Source organism: Roseovarius nitratireducens, assembly GCF_002925845.1.
Classification (GTDB): domain Bacteria; phylum Pseudomonadota; class Alphaproteobacteria; order Rhodobacterales; family Rhodobacteraceae; genus Roseovarius; species Roseovarius nitratireducens.
Map to the genome: position 1 here is coordinate 187,643 of NZ_PDNI01000071.1, position 15,924 is coordinate 203,566.

The 15,924-nt window shown below is 66.5% G+C and carries 18 protein-coding genes; 9 read left to right on the plus strand and 9 right to left on the minus strand.

All coding sequences use genetic code 11. The features are described 5' to 3' along the window. Window positions 1–66 precede the first annotated feature (66 nt). Window positions 67–513 carry an ATP-binding protein gene (locus CRJ03_RS16030; protein ID WP_104019872.1) on the minus strand — a complete coding sequence of 149 codons (447 nt, stop codon included), beginning with the start codon at window positions 511–513 and terminating at the stop codon, window positions 67–69. A 66-nt stretch (window positions 514–579) separates the two neighbouring features. After that, window positions 580–918, minus strand: coding sequence for an STAS domain-containing protein (locus CRJ03_RS16035; RefSeq protein ID WP_104019873.1), 339 nt, complete (start codon window positions 916–918; stop codon window positions 580–582). A 97-nt stretch (window positions 919–1,015) separates the two neighbouring features. Here CRJ03_RS16035 and CRJ03_RS16040 point away from each other — a divergent pair, with 97 nt between their 5' ends. After that, entirely contained in the window at window positions 1,016–2,188 is a 1,173-nt protein-coding gene (locus CRJ03_RS16040; RefSeq protein WP_104019874.1) for a thiolase family protein, read from the plus strand. Here CRJ03_RS16040 and CRJ03_RS16045 read toward each other — a convergent pair. Beyond that, entirely contained in the window at window positions 2,185–2,646 is a 462-nt protein-coding gene (locus tag CRJ03_RS16045) for a GNAT family N-acetyltransferase (protein ID WP_104019875.1), read from the minus strand. The genes CRJ03_RS16040 and CRJ03_RS16045 overlap by 4 nt on opposite strands. Window positions 2,647–2,762: 116 nt before the next feature. Between CRJ03_RS16045 and CRJ03_RS16050 the strand changes: the two genes are divergently transcribed. Next, on the plus strand, window positions 2,763–3,224 hold the full coding sequence (locus tag CRJ03_RS16050; RefSeq protein WP_104019876.1) for a free L-methionine (R)-S-oxide reductase MsrC: 462 nt from the start codon (window positions 2,763–2,765) through the stop codon (window positions 3,222–3,224). On the opposite strand, the gene CRJ03_RS16055 is transcribed toward CRJ03_RS16050, so the two are convergent. Together CRJ03_RS16055 and dapE are read right to left on the minus strand one after the other, a co-directional pair. Beyond that, the gene (locus CRJ03_RS16055) at window positions 3,157–3,792 is read right to left on the minus strand and encodes a TIGR04282 family arsenosugar biosynthesis glycosyltransferase (RefSeq protein WP_104019877.1); all 636 of its coding nucleotides are present in this window, start codon (window positions 3,790–3,792) and stop codon (window positions 3,157–3,159) included. The genes CRJ03_RS16050 and CRJ03_RS16055 overlap by 68 nt on opposite strands. Further along, complete coding sequence (dapE, locus tag CRJ03_RS16060) at window positions 3,789–4,940, minus strand: succinyl-diaminopimelate desuccinylase (RefSeq protein ID WP_104019878.1); 1,152 nt, start codon at window positions 4,938–4,940, stop codon at window positions 3,789–3,791. Before dapE ends, CRJ03_RS16055 begins: the two co-directional genes overlap by 4 nt. 288 nt (window positions 4,941–5,228) lie before the next feature. Here dapE and CRJ03_RS16065 point away from each other — a divergent pair, with 288 nt between their 5' ends. Together CRJ03_RS16065 and CRJ03_RS16070 are read left to right on the plus strand one after the other, a co-directional pair. Beyond that, window positions 5,229–6,809: a Hint domain-containing protein gene (locus CRJ03_RS16065; RefSeq protein WP_104019879.1), complete on the plus strand. Its 1,581-nt coding sequence runs from the start codon at window positions 5,229–5,231 to the stop codon at window positions 6,807–6,809. 1 nt (window position 6,810) lies between these two features. After that, a complete protein-coding gene (locus CRJ03_RS16070; protein WP_104019880.1) occupies window positions 6,811–7,902 on the plus strand; it encodes a Hint domain-containing protein in 1,092 nt (363 codons plus the stop codon). A 161-nt stretch (window positions 7,903–8,063) separates the two neighbouring features. Here the strand turns inward: CRJ03_RS16070 and CRJ03_RS16075 are convergent, their stop codons facing one another. Further along, window positions 8,064–8,765: a response regulator gene (locus tag CRJ03_RS16075; protein ID WP_104019881.1), complete on the minus strand. Its 702-nt coding sequence runs from the start codon at window positions 8,763–8,765 to the stop codon at window positions 8,064–8,066. A 154-nt stretch (window positions 8,766–8,919) separates the two neighbouring features. Between CRJ03_RS16075 and mce the strand changes: the two genes are divergently transcribed. Together mce and CRJ03_RS16085 are read left to right on the plus strand one after the other, a co-directional pair. Further along, window positions 8,920–9,324 (plus strand): methylmalonyl-CoA epimerase, encoded by a 405-nt coding sequence (gene mce / locus CRJ03_RS16080; protein WP_104019882.1) that lies wholly within the window; start codon window positions 8,920–8,922, stop codon window positions 9,322–9,324. Next, window positions 9,324–9,605 carry a DUF1467 family protein gene (locus CRJ03_RS16085; RefSeq protein ID WP_104019883.1) on the plus strand — a complete coding sequence of 94 codons (282 nt, stop codon included), beginning with the start codon at window positions 9,324–9,326 and terminating at the stop codon, window positions 9,603–9,605. Before mce ends, CRJ03_RS16085 begins: the two co-directional genes overlap by 1 nt. On the opposite strand, the gene CRJ03_RS16090 is transcribed toward CRJ03_RS16085, so the two are convergent. After that, entirely contained in the window at window positions 9,574–10,278 is a 705-nt protein-coding gene (locus CRJ03_RS16090) for an EI24 domain-containing protein (protein ID WP_104019884.1), read from the minus strand. The genes CRJ03_RS16085 and CRJ03_RS16090 overlap by 32 nt on opposite strands. Next, window positions 10,275–10,853 (minus strand): nitroreductase family protein, encoded by a 579-nt coding sequence (locus tag CRJ03_RS16095; protein ID WP_104019885.1) that lies wholly within the window; start codon window positions 10,851–10,853, stop codon window positions 10,275–10,277. Before CRJ03_RS16095 ends, CRJ03_RS16090 begins: the two co-directional genes overlap by 4 nt. A 135-nt stretch (window positions 10,854–10,988) precedes the next feature. On the opposite strand from CRJ03_RS16095, the gene CRJ03_RS16100 reads away from it, so the two are divergent. Continuing rightward, a complete protein-coding gene (locus tag CRJ03_RS16100; protein WP_104019886.1) occupies window positions 10,989–11,432 on the plus strand; it encodes an NUDIX domain-containing protein in 444 nt (147 codons plus the stop codon). On the opposite strand, the gene CRJ03_RS16105 is transcribed toward CRJ03_RS16100, so the two are convergent. Beyond that, entirely contained in the window at window positions 11,422–12,270 is an 849-nt protein-coding gene (locus CRJ03_RS16105; RefSeq protein ID WP_104019887.1) for a DMT family transporter, read from the minus strand. The genes CRJ03_RS16100 and CRJ03_RS16105 overlap by 11 nt on opposite strands. Window positions 12,271–12,405: 135 nt before the next feature. On the opposite strand from CRJ03_RS16105, the gene CRJ03_RS16110 reads away from it, so the two are divergent. Next, entirely contained in the window at window positions 12,406–12,888 is a 483-nt protein-coding gene (locus CRJ03_RS16110) for an RNA pyrophosphohydrolase (protein WP_104019888.1), read from the plus strand. Window positions 12,889–13,041: 153 nt separating this feature from the next. Further along, a complete protein-coding gene (locus tag CRJ03_RS16115; RefSeq protein ID WP_104019889.1) occupies window positions 13,042–15,924 on the plus strand; it encodes a monovalent cation/H+ antiporter subunit A in 2,883 nt (960 codons plus the stop codon).

Genomic DNA, 15,924 nt, shown 5'->3' on the forward strand with positions numbered 1-15,924 from the left:
GGCAGTTGGGTCTGAATAAGGTGATATTGAGACGGACACACGCGGCAGTTGCGCAGGGTTGGGGCGTCAGCGATACCCGCCGTCAGGTTCCGGCAGATCGAAACACAGCGTGAGTCGGTTGGTGTCGACCTCGCGCGCGTAGTGCACGTCGCGCGTCAGGCTGTGGATCAGAAACCAGCCAAATCCACCCTCGGGAAGCGCATCCGCGCCAGCGCCCATATCCGGCAGGCGGCCTGCGGGCAGGTGCGACGCTGGCAGCGCCGCGCCCTGATCGCTCAGCGTGCAAGTGAGGCTGTCGGGGGCGAGCACGGCGTGCAGGCCGATCTCGCCTGCACCCGCACCGGTATAGGCATGTTCCACGATGTTATTGAGGGCTTCGGCGAGCACGATTTCCACCGTGCTGCACGCGGCCTCCGTTAGCCCGTGCGCACGGAGCCGCGCGCGCATGTCGGCCAGCAGGGCGCGCACCGACATCTCGTCGGCCACCGCGTTCAGGTGGAACCCCGCGTTCATGCGCCGGTTCGGTCCCGGTGCCACGCGGGCGCGCGTTGCGATGCCGCCCCCGCCGCACCGCGCCGCTCAGCCCGCGTCACGCTGCGTCGCGCCATCGACGCGGTCGTGGATGACAAAGACGGTGTCCATCCGCGTCAACCGAAAGACCTTGGCCACGTCCGGTGTCATCCCTGCGAGATCGAGCCGCCGCCCCTGTCCCATTTGCTTCATCGCGGCGACGATGGCACCGAGCCCGCTGGAATCGACGAAATCCACGTTCGACAGATCGAGCACGACGTGGTCTGGGCCGTCGGCGGTAACTGCGCGCATGGCGTCCTTGAAGCGGATGGCGGCGGCGGCGTCGATCCGCGTCTCCGGGACGGTGACGGTCTTGATCCCGTCGTGGCAGGTTTCGTGCAGTTCCATCGTGCCTCCGGTACGCTACGTAGTATTACACGGGAGGCTAGACCCGATTCCTTTCCATCCGGTAAGCACGGATCGGGGTTCCCAAGGAGGAGTGACAATGCGTAAAGTTGTGATCGCGGGTGCGGCGCGCACGCCGATGGGCGGATTTCAGGGCGATTTCGACGGGGTGCCCGCCGCCGAACTGGGAGGCACCGCGATCCGGGCTGCCCTGGCCGGGGCGGGAGCAGAGACTGTGGACGAGGTGCTCATGGGCTGTGTGCTGCCGGCAGGGCAGGGACAAGCCCCGGCGCGACAGGCGGGCTTTGCCGCGGGCTTGGGCCAGGAGGTGCCCGCCACCACGCTCAACAAGATGTGCGGTTCGGGGATGAAGGCGGCGATGATGGCCTTTGACCAGATCGCCCTTGGCCACGCGGAGACGATGATCGCGGGCGGCATGGAATCGATGTCCTGCGCACCTTACCTGCTGCCCAAGATGCGCGGTGGCGCGCGGATCGGGCACGCGCAGGTGATCGATCACATGTTTCTCGATGGGCTCGAGGACGCCTATGACAAGGGCCGCCTGATGGGGACCTTTGCCGAGGACTGCGCCGAAAAGTTCCAGTTTACCCGCGAGGCACAGGACGAGTACGCCATAGGCTCGCTGCAAGGAGCGCTCGACGCGCAGAAATCCGGTGCCTTCGAAGGCGAGATCACTCCGGTGACGCTCAAGACCCGAAAGGGCGAGGTGGTGATCTCCGCCGACGAACAGCCCGCCAAGGCGCGGCCCGACAAGATCCCGCAGCTCAAGCCGGCGTTCCGCGAGGGCGGCACGGTGACGGCTGCCAATTCCTCCTCGATCAGCGACGGAGCGGCGGCGTTGGTGCTTGCCTCGGCGGAGTCGGCGGAGTCGCAGGGGCTGAACGTTCGCGCGCGCATCCTCGGTTACGCGAGCCACGCGCAGGCGCCGGGCTGGTTCACCACCGCGCCGGTGCCGGCGGCGCAGAAGCTGCTCAAGCGGCTCGGCTGGGGCGTCGAGGACGTGGATCTGTGGGAGGTCAACGAGGCCTTTGCCGTGGTGCCGATGGCGTTCATGCACGAGATGGGGCTGCCGCGCGAGCGGGTCAACGTCAACGGCGGGGCCTGCGCGCTGGGCCATCCGATCGGGGCTTCGGGTGCGCGGATCATGGTGACGCTGCTGAATGCGCTGGAAAAGCGGGGGCTGAAGCGCGGTGTGGCCGCCATCTGCATTGGCGGGGGCGAGGGCACGGCCATCGCCATCGAGCGCGCCTAACCGTCCAGATCGCGCCGCATCGTGGCCATGCCGCCGCGGCGCGACAGTTCCTCGTATCCTGCCTTGCGGTAGAGGTTGAGCGCCACTTCGTTCTCCAACTCGACCTTGAGCGTTATCGACAGCGCGCCGAGGTCCTGCGCCGCCTCCTCGGCGATTCGGGCCAGTTCCTCACCCGTGCCGCCCCTCATCCGCTCCTCGACGAAGACGTAGGTCAGGTGCCGCACCTCCGGGCCGATGCCCACGCGCAGCGCGAAGAAGCCCACCTCGCGCCCGTCCTCGTCGAGCAGGTAGAAGGTCTCATCGTCGCGCTCGCCCACCCATTTCATCGCCCATTCGCCCGGATCGAACGGGTGAGCGGCATGCGGATTGACGAGGGTCAGGTCGTCGGGGTCGGCCAGAAGGCGGGCCAGCGGGGCAAGATCGCGGGTCACGTTGCGCTGGAGGGTCAGGCGGGGCATGGTCACTCCTTGGATGGGCATCGGTTCGGTCCTCGGGGCGCGGGCCTGCCACGGGAGAGGGCCGGGATGCAACCGGGTCACTGGCGCCCCAACGCGCGACATGGCATACCGCCGCAATGACCATAGATTACGACAGCATCATCAAGACCATCGCGGCGCTGACCGAGGGCGAGACAGACGCGGTCGCGCTCATGGCTACCGTGGTCTGCGAACTGCACCATGCCGATGACCGGTTCGACTGGACGGGCTTTTACCGCGTCACCGGGCCGGAAATGCTCAAGATCGGGCCCTACCAGGGCGGGCATGGCTGCCTGCAAATCCCGTTCTCGCGCGGGGTCTGCGGGGCGGCGGCGCGGACCGGCGAGGTGCAGCTTGTCGATGACGTGGACGCCTTTCCCGGCCATATCGCCTGCGCCTCGTCGACCCGTTCGGAGATCGTGTTGCCGGTACGAGATGGGTCGGGGGATATCATCGCCGTGCTGGATATCGACAGCGATCGGCCCGCAGCCTTTACCGGGGCGGACGCGCAGGGGTTGGCGGAAATCCTGCGGCTGGTCTTTGGGCGGCTGCGGGGCTGAGGTCGCGGGCCTCATCCACGTCGCTCAGCGTATCGACGAGCGCCACGCGGCAACGCCCCAAGCTTGCGACCGTATCGGCGCGGGCATGAGCGCCCGACCACCGTACACCCTCGAACAGCCGTGCGGGCACCGCCGTCGTCCGCTTGAGCCCGATAAGCCAGTAGCCGCCATCCGGTGCCGGGCCGATCACCGCGTCATGCCCCCCGAGCGCGGCAAAAGCGCGGGCGATGTGTGGCCGGTCGATGCCGGGGATATCCGCGCCGACGATGCACACGGGCCCCGGCGGCAGGCTACGGAAAATGCGCCGCATCCGGTCCCCGAGATCGCCCTTGCCTTGGGGCATGCGCGGCAGGTGCGCGGGCCAGACGCGGCTCGCCAGCCCCTCGGCATCGGGGCTGACCGCCAGCACCAGTCGCCAGCGCGGGTCTTCCACCCGGCGCAGCAGGCGGGCGACCTGATGGCGGAACCACCAGGCGGCGGCGATCATCCCCAGCTCACGCCCCAGCCGTGTCTTGACGCGGCCCGGGTGCGGCTCCTTGACCATCACGACGAGGGTTTGTCGCGTCATGTAAAGTAATCGCGTAAAATCTGTGTATAGACTGCCTTGAGTTGGTGTATCTGGTCAATCTCCACCCGCTCGTCCACCTGGTGCATGGTCTGGCCGACAAGGCCGAATTCCACCACCGGGCAGTGATCCTTTACAAACCGCGCATCCGAGGTGCCGCCAGTGGTCGACAGCACTGGCGTGGCGCCGGTTTCCGCCTCGACCGCGCGTGCCACCAGATCGGAGAGCGGGCCGGGGGGCGTGAGGAACGACTCGCCCGAGACCTTGACCTGCATCTCGCCAGTGACGCCGAATTCAGCCGCCACTCGGCCGATCTCCGCCTGTATACAGGCGATGAGGCTTGCACTGTCATGGGCGTCGTTGAAGCGGATATTGACCGTGGCGCGGCATTGCGCTGGGATCACGTTGGTGGCCGGGTTGCCGGTGTCGATGGTGACGACGGCCAGCGTCGAGGGGTCGAAATGCTCGGTGCCCTCGTCAAGTGTGTGCGAGGCCATCCGGTCCATCAACCGGGCCATGGCGGGCAGGGGGTTCTTCGCCCGGTGCGGATAGGCGGAATGACCCTGCACGCCGGTGAGCGTGATCCAGGCCGAGAGCGAGCCGCGCCGCCCGATCTTGATCATCTCGCCCATGCGATCGGGGCAGGTGGGCTCGCCCACGATGCAGGCGCTCATGCGCTCGTCATTCTCGTCCATCCAGTCGAGCAGGGCGCGCGTGCCGTCCACGGCGTCCCCCTCCTCGTCGCCGGTGATGGCGAGGATGACCGCGCCGTCGGGTGGCGTCTCGGCCACGAAATCCACAGCCGCGGCGACGAAGGCAGCGACGCCGGACTTCATGTCTGTCGCCCCGCGCCCCCAGAGCATCCCGTCCTTTTCCACCGCGCCGAACGGCGGCACCGACCACGCGGCCTCGTCGCCCACGGGGACCACATCGGTGTGCCCATTGAACCCGAACGTCCGCTCCGCGCCCTTTGGCCCCCAGCGGGCAAACAGATTGGCGACCCCGCCGCGGTTCACGCGGGTGCACGCAAAGCCCGCGCCGGTCAGGATCTCATCCAGTAACTGCAACGCACCGCCCTCTTCGGGCGTAACCGAGGGGCAGCGAATGAGTTCGGCGGTGAGGCGCGCGGGATCGAGAGGGGACGAAGGCATGGCCGGACCTTTGATTGCGATGCGCGTCGCCTAGCGCGGATCGCGCGTTGGTGCAAATGGCAAGGCGAACGGATAAACCTTAACAATACGGGAAAGATTTGCTATCACTTGATAAAACAAAGACCGAGGCAGGTCGAGACGAGCGGAGACGGGGTTCGAAGATCCGGAAAACGGACGGGCAGACCCAGATTGGACAGACCGGCGGCACGTCATCCTGGCGATGCGCTGCGGCATTCTGGACACGTCAAAGCCGCGCATCCTGCCTCCCATGAACGAGGTGGGCAGGACATGGTTTCAGGTGTAGAACTTCCGATTGATCGCAAGGCCTCCGACATGGAGATGGCCGAGACCATCTTCGGCGACGGGGTCACGATCCTCAGTGCGAATTACACCGGGGACCGTGATTCATCGGGCATCTACACCGACGGCAACGCAATCTCTCCGGGGGTGGTGCCGAGCGATACGGGCGTGATGTTCTCGACCGGCGACCTGCGCGGCTTCACCAACGACAACCCGTTCCAGTCCAACCTGTCGAGTAGCACCACGACCAACTCCAGCGGGCCGAACGGCGTGAGCGATTTCAACGCCGCCGCAGGCACGTTCACCTATGACGCATCGTATCTCGATGTGACTTTCGTTCCTACCGGCAACGTGATGACGATGCAGTTTGTCTTTACCTCCGAGGAATACCCCGAATTCGCATCGAGCGCGTTCCAGGATTTCTTTGGGGTCTGGATCAATGGCGATCTGGTGCCGCTGTCTCTGGGTAATGGCGATATCGACCCGGGCAACATTAACGGAGGTACCAACGAGAACCTTTTCCAGGACAACACCTCCGACCAGTTCAACACCGAGATGGACGGGGTCACGCTCACCCTCTCGCTAACCATCCCCGTCAATGCGGGCGAGGAGAACGATATCCGCATCGGCATCGCCGATGTCGGCGACAGCAGCTACGATTCCACCGTGCTGATCGCGGCGGACAGTGTGCAGACCGCACTGGTGGCGCAGGATGACAGCGCCACGCTTTTTCCCGACGGATCGCGCGTCATCGACGTGCTGGGCAATGATGTCAACGACACCGGCGGCACGCTGACGATCACCCATCTCAATGGGCAGGCGGTGGCGGCAGGTGACGTGGTGACGCTGTCCTCGGGGCAGCAAATCCAGCTCAACGCCGATGGCACGGTAACGGCGATTGGCGATGGCGATACCGAGCAGTTTACCTTTACCTACGGGGTGGAGAGCAGCACCGGACCGTCTGATACCGGGTTTGTCACAGTCGATTCGGTGCCTTGCTTCGTCGCCGGGACGTGCATCCGCACGCCGGAGGGCGATGTGCCGGTCGAGGAGTTGAAGCCCGGCGATTTTGTGCTCACCCGCGACGAGGGGGCGCAGCCGCTGCGTTGGACCGGCAGCCGGACGGTCGCGGCGACGGGCGATTTTGCGCCGATCCGCATCGCCGCAGACACGTTCGGACGGCATGACGAGACATGGCTTTCGCCGCTGCACAGGGTGCTGGTGCGCGATGCGCTGGCCGAGCTTCTGTTTGGCGAGAGCGAGGTGCTGGTTGCGGCGCGCGACCTGGTCAACGACCGAACGGTGCGTCGCGTCGCGGGGGGCGAGGTCACCTATGTGCACCTGATGTTCGACCGGCATCAGGTGATCTGGTCGGGCGGACTCGCCACCGAGAGTTTCCTGCCGGGGCCGCAGACGGCGCACAGTTTCGAGGCCGGCATCGTCGCCGAGATATGCGCGCTCTTTCCCGAGATCGACCCGGCGACCTGGGCGGGCTACAGCCCGGCAGCGCGGCGCACGCTGCGGCCCTTCGAGGCGCGACTTCTGGTGCATCCGGGGCAGGCGGCCTGAGATGGGCTGGATCGCGCTGACCGGTCGCGATGGCGGGCAATTTGCCCCCCGCGGGATCGGCGGTACGGGGCGTCAGGGGCCGCAAACCGCCGATCCGACCGCGCTGCTGCCGCGAGGCACGCTGCTTCTGGAGACACGCCCCGCGATCGGTCGGCGGCCGCAGACGCTCTTGTCCTTCGGGCGCACGCATCCGTGGAACGGTGGCTTCTCGCTGCAACTCTTGCCATCGGGCGGCGTGGCGCTTGTCGAGACGCAGGAGCGCGACGTCCGCCACGCCATCCTGCCGTTCCGGCCCGATGACCGCAGCGACAGCCTGCGCATCAGCTATACTTGGGACGCCCCGGGGCGTTGGGGGCGCCTGTCGCTGGAACGGCCCGGGATCATCGGGGTGCGCAGCATCACCGTGCCGCCACCGCATCCCATGCCGCTAGCCGACCTGCGCACGGCGTTCACCGACCCACGACAGCGGCATCTTGACCCGGAAGTTATCTTTGCGGCGCTCTCCGACGAGGTCGAGCCGGTCGGGCCGATGCCGGGACTTGTGGGCGAGGTGCCTGTGCGCACCCCGGGGGGATATGTCGAAGCGGGACGGCTGCGGCGTGGCGATTGCGTGCGCGGCACCGGCGGGGCGGTGGTGCCGGTGCTGCACCGGCTGTCGCGCAGCGTGCCGTCAGCGGGCAGTTTTCGCCCCGTGCGGCTGCGTGCGCCCTATTTTGGTCTGCGTGCCGATATCGTGGTCGCGCCGCATCAGAGGCTGGTGATCGGCGGCTCGGACGTGGAATACCTCTTCGGCTCGGAGGCGGTGCTGGTCGCGGCCTGTCACCTCGTCAACGGATCGGCCGCTGTTCATGCAGAGGCGGGGCCGCTCACCTGCTATCACGGGCTGGTGCTGCCGGAACACGAGGAGATCCAGGCCGCGGGCGCGCGCACCGAAAGCCTGTACCTGGGGCGGATACGGCGCAAGCCGGAGATCGTGTCGATGAGCCTACTGTCTGGACTCAACCGCGCGCGCCTGCCCGAGCATTCGCGCCCGCTCTGGCCGGTTCTGAAGTCATACGAGGCGACTGCGCTGGCGATGACGCGCGCGGCGTGAAGGGGGGTTAGACGTCGTCGGAGGCGAACTCCTACGGGGGTGGATTTGGCCTGGCGCGGACCCTCGCGTTAGCCGCGCATTGGCACCGAGACCTGAATGTCCGCGTTAGGCCACAACTGATCGGGTGTCGACTTTTCCCCCTCGAGCCGCGCATGATCTGATCAGAGCGCGGCCCGTCCGGCGAGTCGCCGGTCAATCAGACGCATGACATGGGCGAGGCAGGAGGTCGCGCCGGGGCCGGTAAGACCGCTGGCCGCGCGGGCGAGCGTGCAGTCATCCGCGTCGCGCGCCACGCCTGTGAGGAACTGCGCGGCATAGGCCAGCGCCGCATCGTCGGGTTTGCCGCCGAGCAGGTCGCGCATCTGGTCGAGGTCGTCGCGATAGGCGAGCGGGTCCGGTGCGATGCGATCAGGTGCGAGCGCGCGCGGCCCCGGCATGTCGTGATCTGGCGGTAGATGCTGCAGGATTTCGGCCTGAAACAGACCAAGGCTGTCAAGCGGCTTGGCGAGGAACCCGTCCGCCCCCGACGCCCGCGCGGCATCGGCCATGCCGGGTGTGCCGCTCATCGCCAGAATCGTGCCGATCCGCGGCCTAGCCTGTGCAAGCGAAGCCACGAGATCCAACCCCGACCCGTCAGGCAACCCGGCATCGACGAGGATGACCGAGGGGCGGTAGACCTGCAAGTGGCGCCACGCCGCACCGAGGCTGTCGGCGCGGCGGATGCGCGCGCCGCTACGCAGGCACATGATCCGAAGCGCCTCGGAGGCGAAGCGGCTGTCCTCCACCACGAGGACGGTCATGCCCAGAAGCGGGCGCGCGGTGCCCTGCGCGGGGCGGGGGGCGAGACTGTCGCGATCGCGCATGCTTTTGATCCCTTCTTGCTCCGTTTGCCGGAAGCATGGCCCGGCATTGGTGAACGTATGGTTAATGGGCGGCTGCGGCGGCTCGTCCGCTTGCCAGCCGCGCCCATCATCCCCATAACGTGCCCCAGCCCCGGGACCACAGGAGAGCCAGGAAATGATCGGACGTCTCAACCATGTCGCCATCGCCGTGCCCGACCTCGAGGCCGCGAGCGCGCAGTACCGCGATGCGCTGGGTGCCAATGTCGGCGCGCCGCAGGACGAGCCCGATCACGGCGTGACGGTTGTGTTCATCGAATTGCCCAACACCAAGATCGAGCTTCTTTATCCGCTGGGCGAGGACAGCCCGATCCAGGGCTTCCTCGCCAAGAACCCCGCGGGCGGCATCCACCATGTCTGCTACGAGGTCGAGGACATCCTCGCCGCGCGCGACCAGCTCAAGGCCAGCGGTTTGCGAGTGCTGGGCGATGGCGAACCGAAGATCGGTGCCCACGGCAAGCCGGTGCTGTTCCTGCATCCTAAGGACATGAACGGCACCCTGACCGAGCTGGAGCAGGTCTGATGGGTATTACCTCGGCCATCGTACTCTACGTGGTGATCTGGTTTCTGACCTTCTTTGTGGTGCTCCCGGTCCGCATCCAGACGCAGGGCGATCTGGGCCGCATCGTGCCTGGCACGCAGGCCGGATCGCCCGAGCATCATCACCTGAAGAAAAAGGCGTGGATCACCACCGGCATTGCCGCGATCCTGTGGGCGATTTGTGCATACGTGATCCTGTCGGGGATGATATCGGTGCGCGATATCGACTTGTTCAACCGGATGGGCCCGCCTTCCGCCGGATAGCGTGGTAGATATGGGTAAAGGTGGCGGCCCCGAGGATCGGGATCAGCAGGTTCACCACCGGCACCGAGAGCGGCATCGCCATCAGCACCCCCGCCGCCCAGATCGTTAGCCGGTTCTTCTTGCGAAGGCGGATCGCGGCGACGCGCCCTTCGCGGCGCATGGCGGCAAGGGTGAAATATTCCATCCCCAGCAAGTAGCCGTTGAGCCCCCAGAAGATGAGCACCGCGAAGGGCGTGAAGATCGCGTAGAGGATCAGCGCCAGCGTGTTGGCGAGGATGATGACCCCGAGGAAATTGACGGTGTCCTTGAGCCCTTCGCCGAAAGAGGCGCCCGCCACCGGTGGCAGGCTGGAATAGTGGCGGTCCTCCACCGCCGCGGCCACCTCGTCGAGAAACATCGAGGTGATCGCCGAGGCCACCGGCACCATCAGGAATACAGACAGCACCATCATAAGGAACAATGACGCCCCGCTCAGCAGGTCGCCCAGCCATGTCACCTCGCCGATCACGGGCAGCACGGCGGTATCGCCCACCATCCCCTGAATGAGCCATATGACGGCGGCATAGGCGGCGATCAGCACCGCGAGGGTGAGTCCTATCCCCAGAAGCAGCACCCGGCGGAAGCGTCGGTCGCCGATCTGGCCAAGTGTCTTGAGAAAGGCGGTGAAGATCATGCGTCCATCCAGGTGGTGAGCGCGTTGGTGTCGGGGCGCGGGCGTTCGGGCGGGGCAGTGGTTTCAGTGCCGATGTGAATGAAGCCGACGATCCGTTCCTCAGGCTCAAGCCCGAGTGCTTCGCGGGCAAAGGTAGTATCGTGGCTGGCCCAGCCGGTGAGCCAGTTGGCCCCCCAGCCCGCCGCGAGCGCCGCGTTCAGGAGGCCGTAGGCCACGCAGGCGGCGGAATGGCCCTGTTCGACGGCGGGCACCTTGTCGGAAGGCTTGGGCGAGAAGATCACTGCTATGGCGAGATGCGCGTCGGCGAATTGAGCGCGCTGTTTGTCGATCTCGGTCGTACTCTTCCCGAGCCGCTTGCCGCAGCTCTCCACGAGCCTGGCAAGACGCTCAAGTGCCGCGCGTTCTAGCACGATGAGCCGCCACGGCTCGAGCTTGCCATGATCGGGGCAGCGCAGCGCCATTTCGAGCAGCGGTCGCAGGGTTGTGCGATCCGGTGCCGGTAGGCCGAGCGTCCTGGCCGGACGCGAGCGGCGGGTGCGCAGGAAGTCCAGCGCGGCGGTATCGGGGGCGGGCATCGGGTATCTCTCCGGTCGGGGTGCAGCGGTTACCGGCAAGATGTCGACAACCGGGCGCGCGTGGTCAACCCCTTGCTTGCGCGCCGCACGCCGCCTGCTAGTCTCCGGCGGCCCCGCAACAGGAGTGTCTGTATCATGCCCGAACCCCGCCTCGCCGTGCGCGCAGTGATCGTCGAGGACGGGCGGCTATTGTTGGTCAACGCCTTCAGAGATGCCGCGAGCGCCCTGTGGTGCGCGCCCGGCGGCGGGGTCGAGACCCATGCCTCGCTGCCCGAGAACCTGATCCGCGAGGTTCACGAGGAAACGGGATTGGTGATCGCGGTGGGTGCGCCTTGCCTCGTCAACGAGTTCCACGCGCCCGAGAGCGGCTTTCACCAGGTGGAGGTGTTCTTTCGCTGCCGTCTCGTCAGCGGGGCGCTCCGTGACGACTGGTGCGACCCCGAGGGCGTGGTGAGCCGTCGGTCCTGGGTCACGCGCGAGGAGATGGCGGCGCTTCGGGTCAAGCCCGACAGCCTTGCGCGGGTCGCCTTTGCACGGGGGATGGGCTACGATCCTTTGGAACGCCTCGTCAACCCCTGAGCCGCAGCACCGAAACCGCTACGCCGCCCAGTACCAGTGCGCTGGCGAGCAGGGTTTGCAGTCCCATACTCTCTCCGAGGAAAATCATGCCACCCGCCACGGCGATCACCGGCACCGTCAGTTGCGCCACCGCGGCGACCGCCGAGTCGAGCCCCGGCAACACGCGATACCACAGCGCGTAGCCGAGGCCGGACGTGACCGCCCCCGACAGGATGGCGAGCGCAATGCCCTCGGTGCCGGCATGCGTGCCGGACGCGCCCGCGGGCAGGGCGAAACCCACGACAAGCCCCAGCGGCGCGGCGAGGATGAAATTGGCCGCCGTGGCCTGAAGCGCATCGGTTTCGCGCCGTCCGGCCAGCGAGTAGAGGCCCCAGCCGACGCCCGCGGCGGCCATCGACAGGCCGTGCAGCACGCTGACCTGCGGTCCCGCTCCGGGCCAGAGCAGCCAGGTAAGCCCGGCAAAGGCCAGCGCCGCCCCGGTCCAGCGGCGCGTTGGCGTGGCCTCGCCCGCGACGAGGCCGCCCGCGAACATGGTGATCTGCACCACGCCGAACAGGATGAGTGCGCCGAGCCCTGCATCGAGCGCGGTATAGGCAGCGGAGAAGCCGTAGATATAGACGAGGAGCGCCAGCACGCCGATCGCGCGCCCCGCCCCGCCAAGCCTCAGCCCGCCGCGCAGGGCGATGCACAACCCCCCTAGCATCACTGCCCCCGCGATGAGCCGGATTGTGCCGAAGCTTGCCGCGTCAATACTGCCGCTGGCAAGCGCCATGCGGTTCAGGACCGAATTGGCAGCGAAGGCGATCATGGTGAGCGAGGTCAGAAGGAAAAGGCGCATGGCTCCCCATAGCGCGCCGTGCGCCGGACGTATAGTCACGGATGGGTGTCCGGGAAACGGGGGTGCGCCGGGCTGTCTTGACCTCTGCGGGGCCGCCCCGCACTGTGCGCTCCAAAGCCACCTTACAGGATTGTCATGACCCCCGAGGAAATCGCCCGCCTGCCGTATCGCCGCTGTGTCGGTGTCATGCTCGCCAACCGCGCGGGTGAAGTCTTTGTCGGGCAGCGCATCGACAACGATTCCCCCGCTTGGCAGATGCCGCAGGGAGGTATCGACGCGGGCGAGACGACGCGCGACGCGGCGCTGCGCGAGCTGTGGGAGGAAGCCGGCGTGACGCCCGATAAGGTGTGTATAGAGGCCGAGACCGCGGATTGGCTGCGCTATGACCTGCCCCACGATCTGGTTCCGCGGATCTGGAAGGGGCGCTTTCGCGGGCAGGAACAGAAATGGCTGCTCATGCGGTTTCTGGGGCAGGACGCGGATGTGAACATCGCCACCGAACACCCGGAATTTTCCGAGTGGCGCTGGCTGCCGCCCGAGGACCTGCTGACGCATATCGTGCCGTTCAAGCACGCGGTCTATGCCGCCGTACTCGACGAATTCTCTGACAGGCTCTGAACCGTGCGCCGATTCTGCAATCTGCAGTGTCGGAATCGGCTTGTTGCGTGCCGGTCCATGCCTATACTTGCTTCCTAACGCGAGAGGGTCCGACCTGCGCCGGTTATCAGGTGCGGCTTGAGGAGCGGGCCACGGGACAGGGGGCAGGCCGCCATGGAAAGCGCCGCAGGGTTCTTGCCGATCATCGCGGCGCTGCCGTTTCTGGGCGCGCTGCTTCCGGGGCTGATGATACAGGCGGGGCGCAACACCTGCACCGCCTTCACCGCCGCGTCGACCATTCTCGCGCTCACGCTGCTCATGCTCTGTGTGCCATCGGTGATGCGCGGCGAGGTGCTGACCTTTGGCATCGACTGGCTGCCGTCGCTCGGCCTCAACGTGAATTTCATGCTCGACGGGCTGGGGCTCTTGTTTGCCGGGATGATCCTCGGGATCGGGCTTCTCATCATCCTCTACGCGCGGTTCTACCTGTCGCGCGAGGATCCGATGGGGCAGTTCTTTACTTACCTGCTGCTATTCCAGGGCGCGATGGTGGGAATCGTTCTCAGCGATAACATCCTGCTTTTGCTGGTGTTCTGGGAGCTGACGTCGCTCTCGTCCTTCCTGCTCATCGGCTACTGGAAGCACCTGCCCGAGGGGCGGCAGGGGGCGCGAATGGCGCTCGTGGTGACGGGGCTTGGCGGGCTGGCGATGATTGCGGGGATGCTGATCCTCGGCAATATCGCCGGAAGCTATGACCTGAGCGTGATCCTGACGCAGAAGGACGCCATTCAGGCGAGCCCGATGTACCTGCCCGCGCTGATCCTGATCCTGCTGGGCTGCTTCACCAAGTCGGCGCAGTTCCCGTTCCACTTCTGGCTGCCGCACGCCATGGCCGCGCCGACGCCGGTCTCGGCCTATCTGCACTCAGCCACGATGGTGAAGGCGGGGCTGTTCTTGATGGCGAGGATGTGGCCGGTGTTGGCGGGGACGCCGGAATGGTTCTGGATCGTGGCCTCGACGGGTCTGATCACGATGGTGATCGGTGCCAAGATTGCGCTCTTCAAGGACGATCTCAAGGCGCTCCTGGCCTTCTCCACGGTCAGTCATCTCGGCCTCATCACCATGCTTCTGGGGTTGGGGACCAAGGCGGCGGCGGTGGTGGCGATGTTCCACATCATCAACCACGCGACCTTCAAGGCAGCGCTCTTCATGACCGCGGGGATCGTCGATCACGAGGCGCATACCCGCGACATCAAGCGGCTGGGTGGGCTGCGGCACCTGATGCCGATCACCTTCACCATCGCCACGGTGGCGGCGCTGTCTATGGCGGGCATTCCGCCGCTCAACGGGTTCCTCTCCAAGGAAATGATGCTCGAGGAGGTGGCCCATACGTACTGGATCGGTCCGGCGTGGATGATGGGGGCGGTGGCCACGCTCGGCGCGTTGTTCTCGGTGGCCTACTCGTTTCGCTACATAGCGCACGTTTTCCTTGGGCGCAGGCGGCACGACTATCCGGCGCTTCCCCATGATCCCGGCTTCGGCATGTGGGCCGCGCCCGCGTTTCTGACAGTGCTGGTGATCCTCATCGGTTTCATGCCGATGACATTCGCGGGCGATCTGGTAAAGATCAGCGCTCAGGCGGTTACGCAGGCGGACCCGTATGTCAAGATCTACCACTGGCACGGGTTGGTGCCCGCCTTCTGGATGTCAGTGATCGCGGTCGCAGGCGGGGCGGTGCTGCTGGCGCTACACGCCCCCCTGATGCGGATGTGGAACGCCACTCCGCGCCCCGAAGCCAAGACCATGTTCGACGCCATGACCCGTACGGTGACGCGGGCGAGCACGGCACTTACCGACGGGGTGCACGACGGTAGCCTGACGCGCAACGCCGTCGTGTTCTCGGTGGTGGTTCCGGTGCTGGGCTGGTTCGCCTGGCAGGCCGGCGGAATGACACCGCCCACGCGCGAGCCGTTGCCGGTAGCGCTGGTGCCGGCAGTGGGCTGGGTGCTCCTGCTGGTGGCGACCGCGCTGCTGGTGGTCTATCATCGCGCCCGCTTTACGGCACTGGTGCTCCTGGGGATCGTGGGGCTGATGGTGTCGCTGAGTTTCGTCTATTTCTCGGCCCCTGACCTCGCGCTTACGCAGATTTCGGTGGAGGTGGTGACCATTATCCTGCTGTTGCTGGCGCTCAACTTCCTACCGCGCGAGACCCCCGCCGAGAGCCACCCGGCACGGCGGCTGCGCGATGGGGCGGTCGCGGTGATGGGCGGTGTGGCCGTGACCGGGCTCACCTATGCGATCCTGGTGCGTGATTTCGCCTTCGAGAGCATCTCGGCCTTTCACCTCGCCAATTCCTACAAGGGCGGCGGTGGCACCAACGTGGTCAACGTTATCCTCGTGGATTTCCGCGGCTACGACACGTTCGGCGAGATCATCGTGCTGGGCATCGCGGCGCTGATCATCTTCGCGCTGACCGACACGGTGCTGCGCGGCGAGGGTGGGCGCTGGCTGGCGGACTGGGATCCAGACACCAACCCCAAGGGGCAGGCGGGCGACCGCCACCCGCTGATGATGGTGGTGGCAACCCGCGTGATGATGCCCATCGCGCTGATGGTGGGGGCTTACATCTTCCTGCGCGGGCATAACGAGCCGGGCGGCGGCTTCATCGCCGGGCTGATCGTGGCCATCGCGTTTCTCATGCAATACATGGCCTCGGGCTATGGCTGGGCGGAGGCGCGGCAGCGCGTGACGTATCACGCCACCATCGGCCTTGGTGTGCTGATCGCAGCGCTGACCGGTGTCGGCGCGTGGCTCGCCGGGCGGCCGTTCCTGACCTCGGATTACGGCTATCTGCATTTCCCGCCCATAGAGGAATTCGAATGGGCTACGGCGATGGCCTTCGACCTAGGCGTGTTCCTCACGGTGGTGGGGGCCGTGATGCTCGCGCTTCAGAGCCTGTCGAGCATGGCGCGGCGCACCGGCGAGACTGTCAACGTCTTGCCGATGGACGTCGACCCGGCACGCGAAGAGACCGGCGAGAGCGGCGGGGGGGGCTGA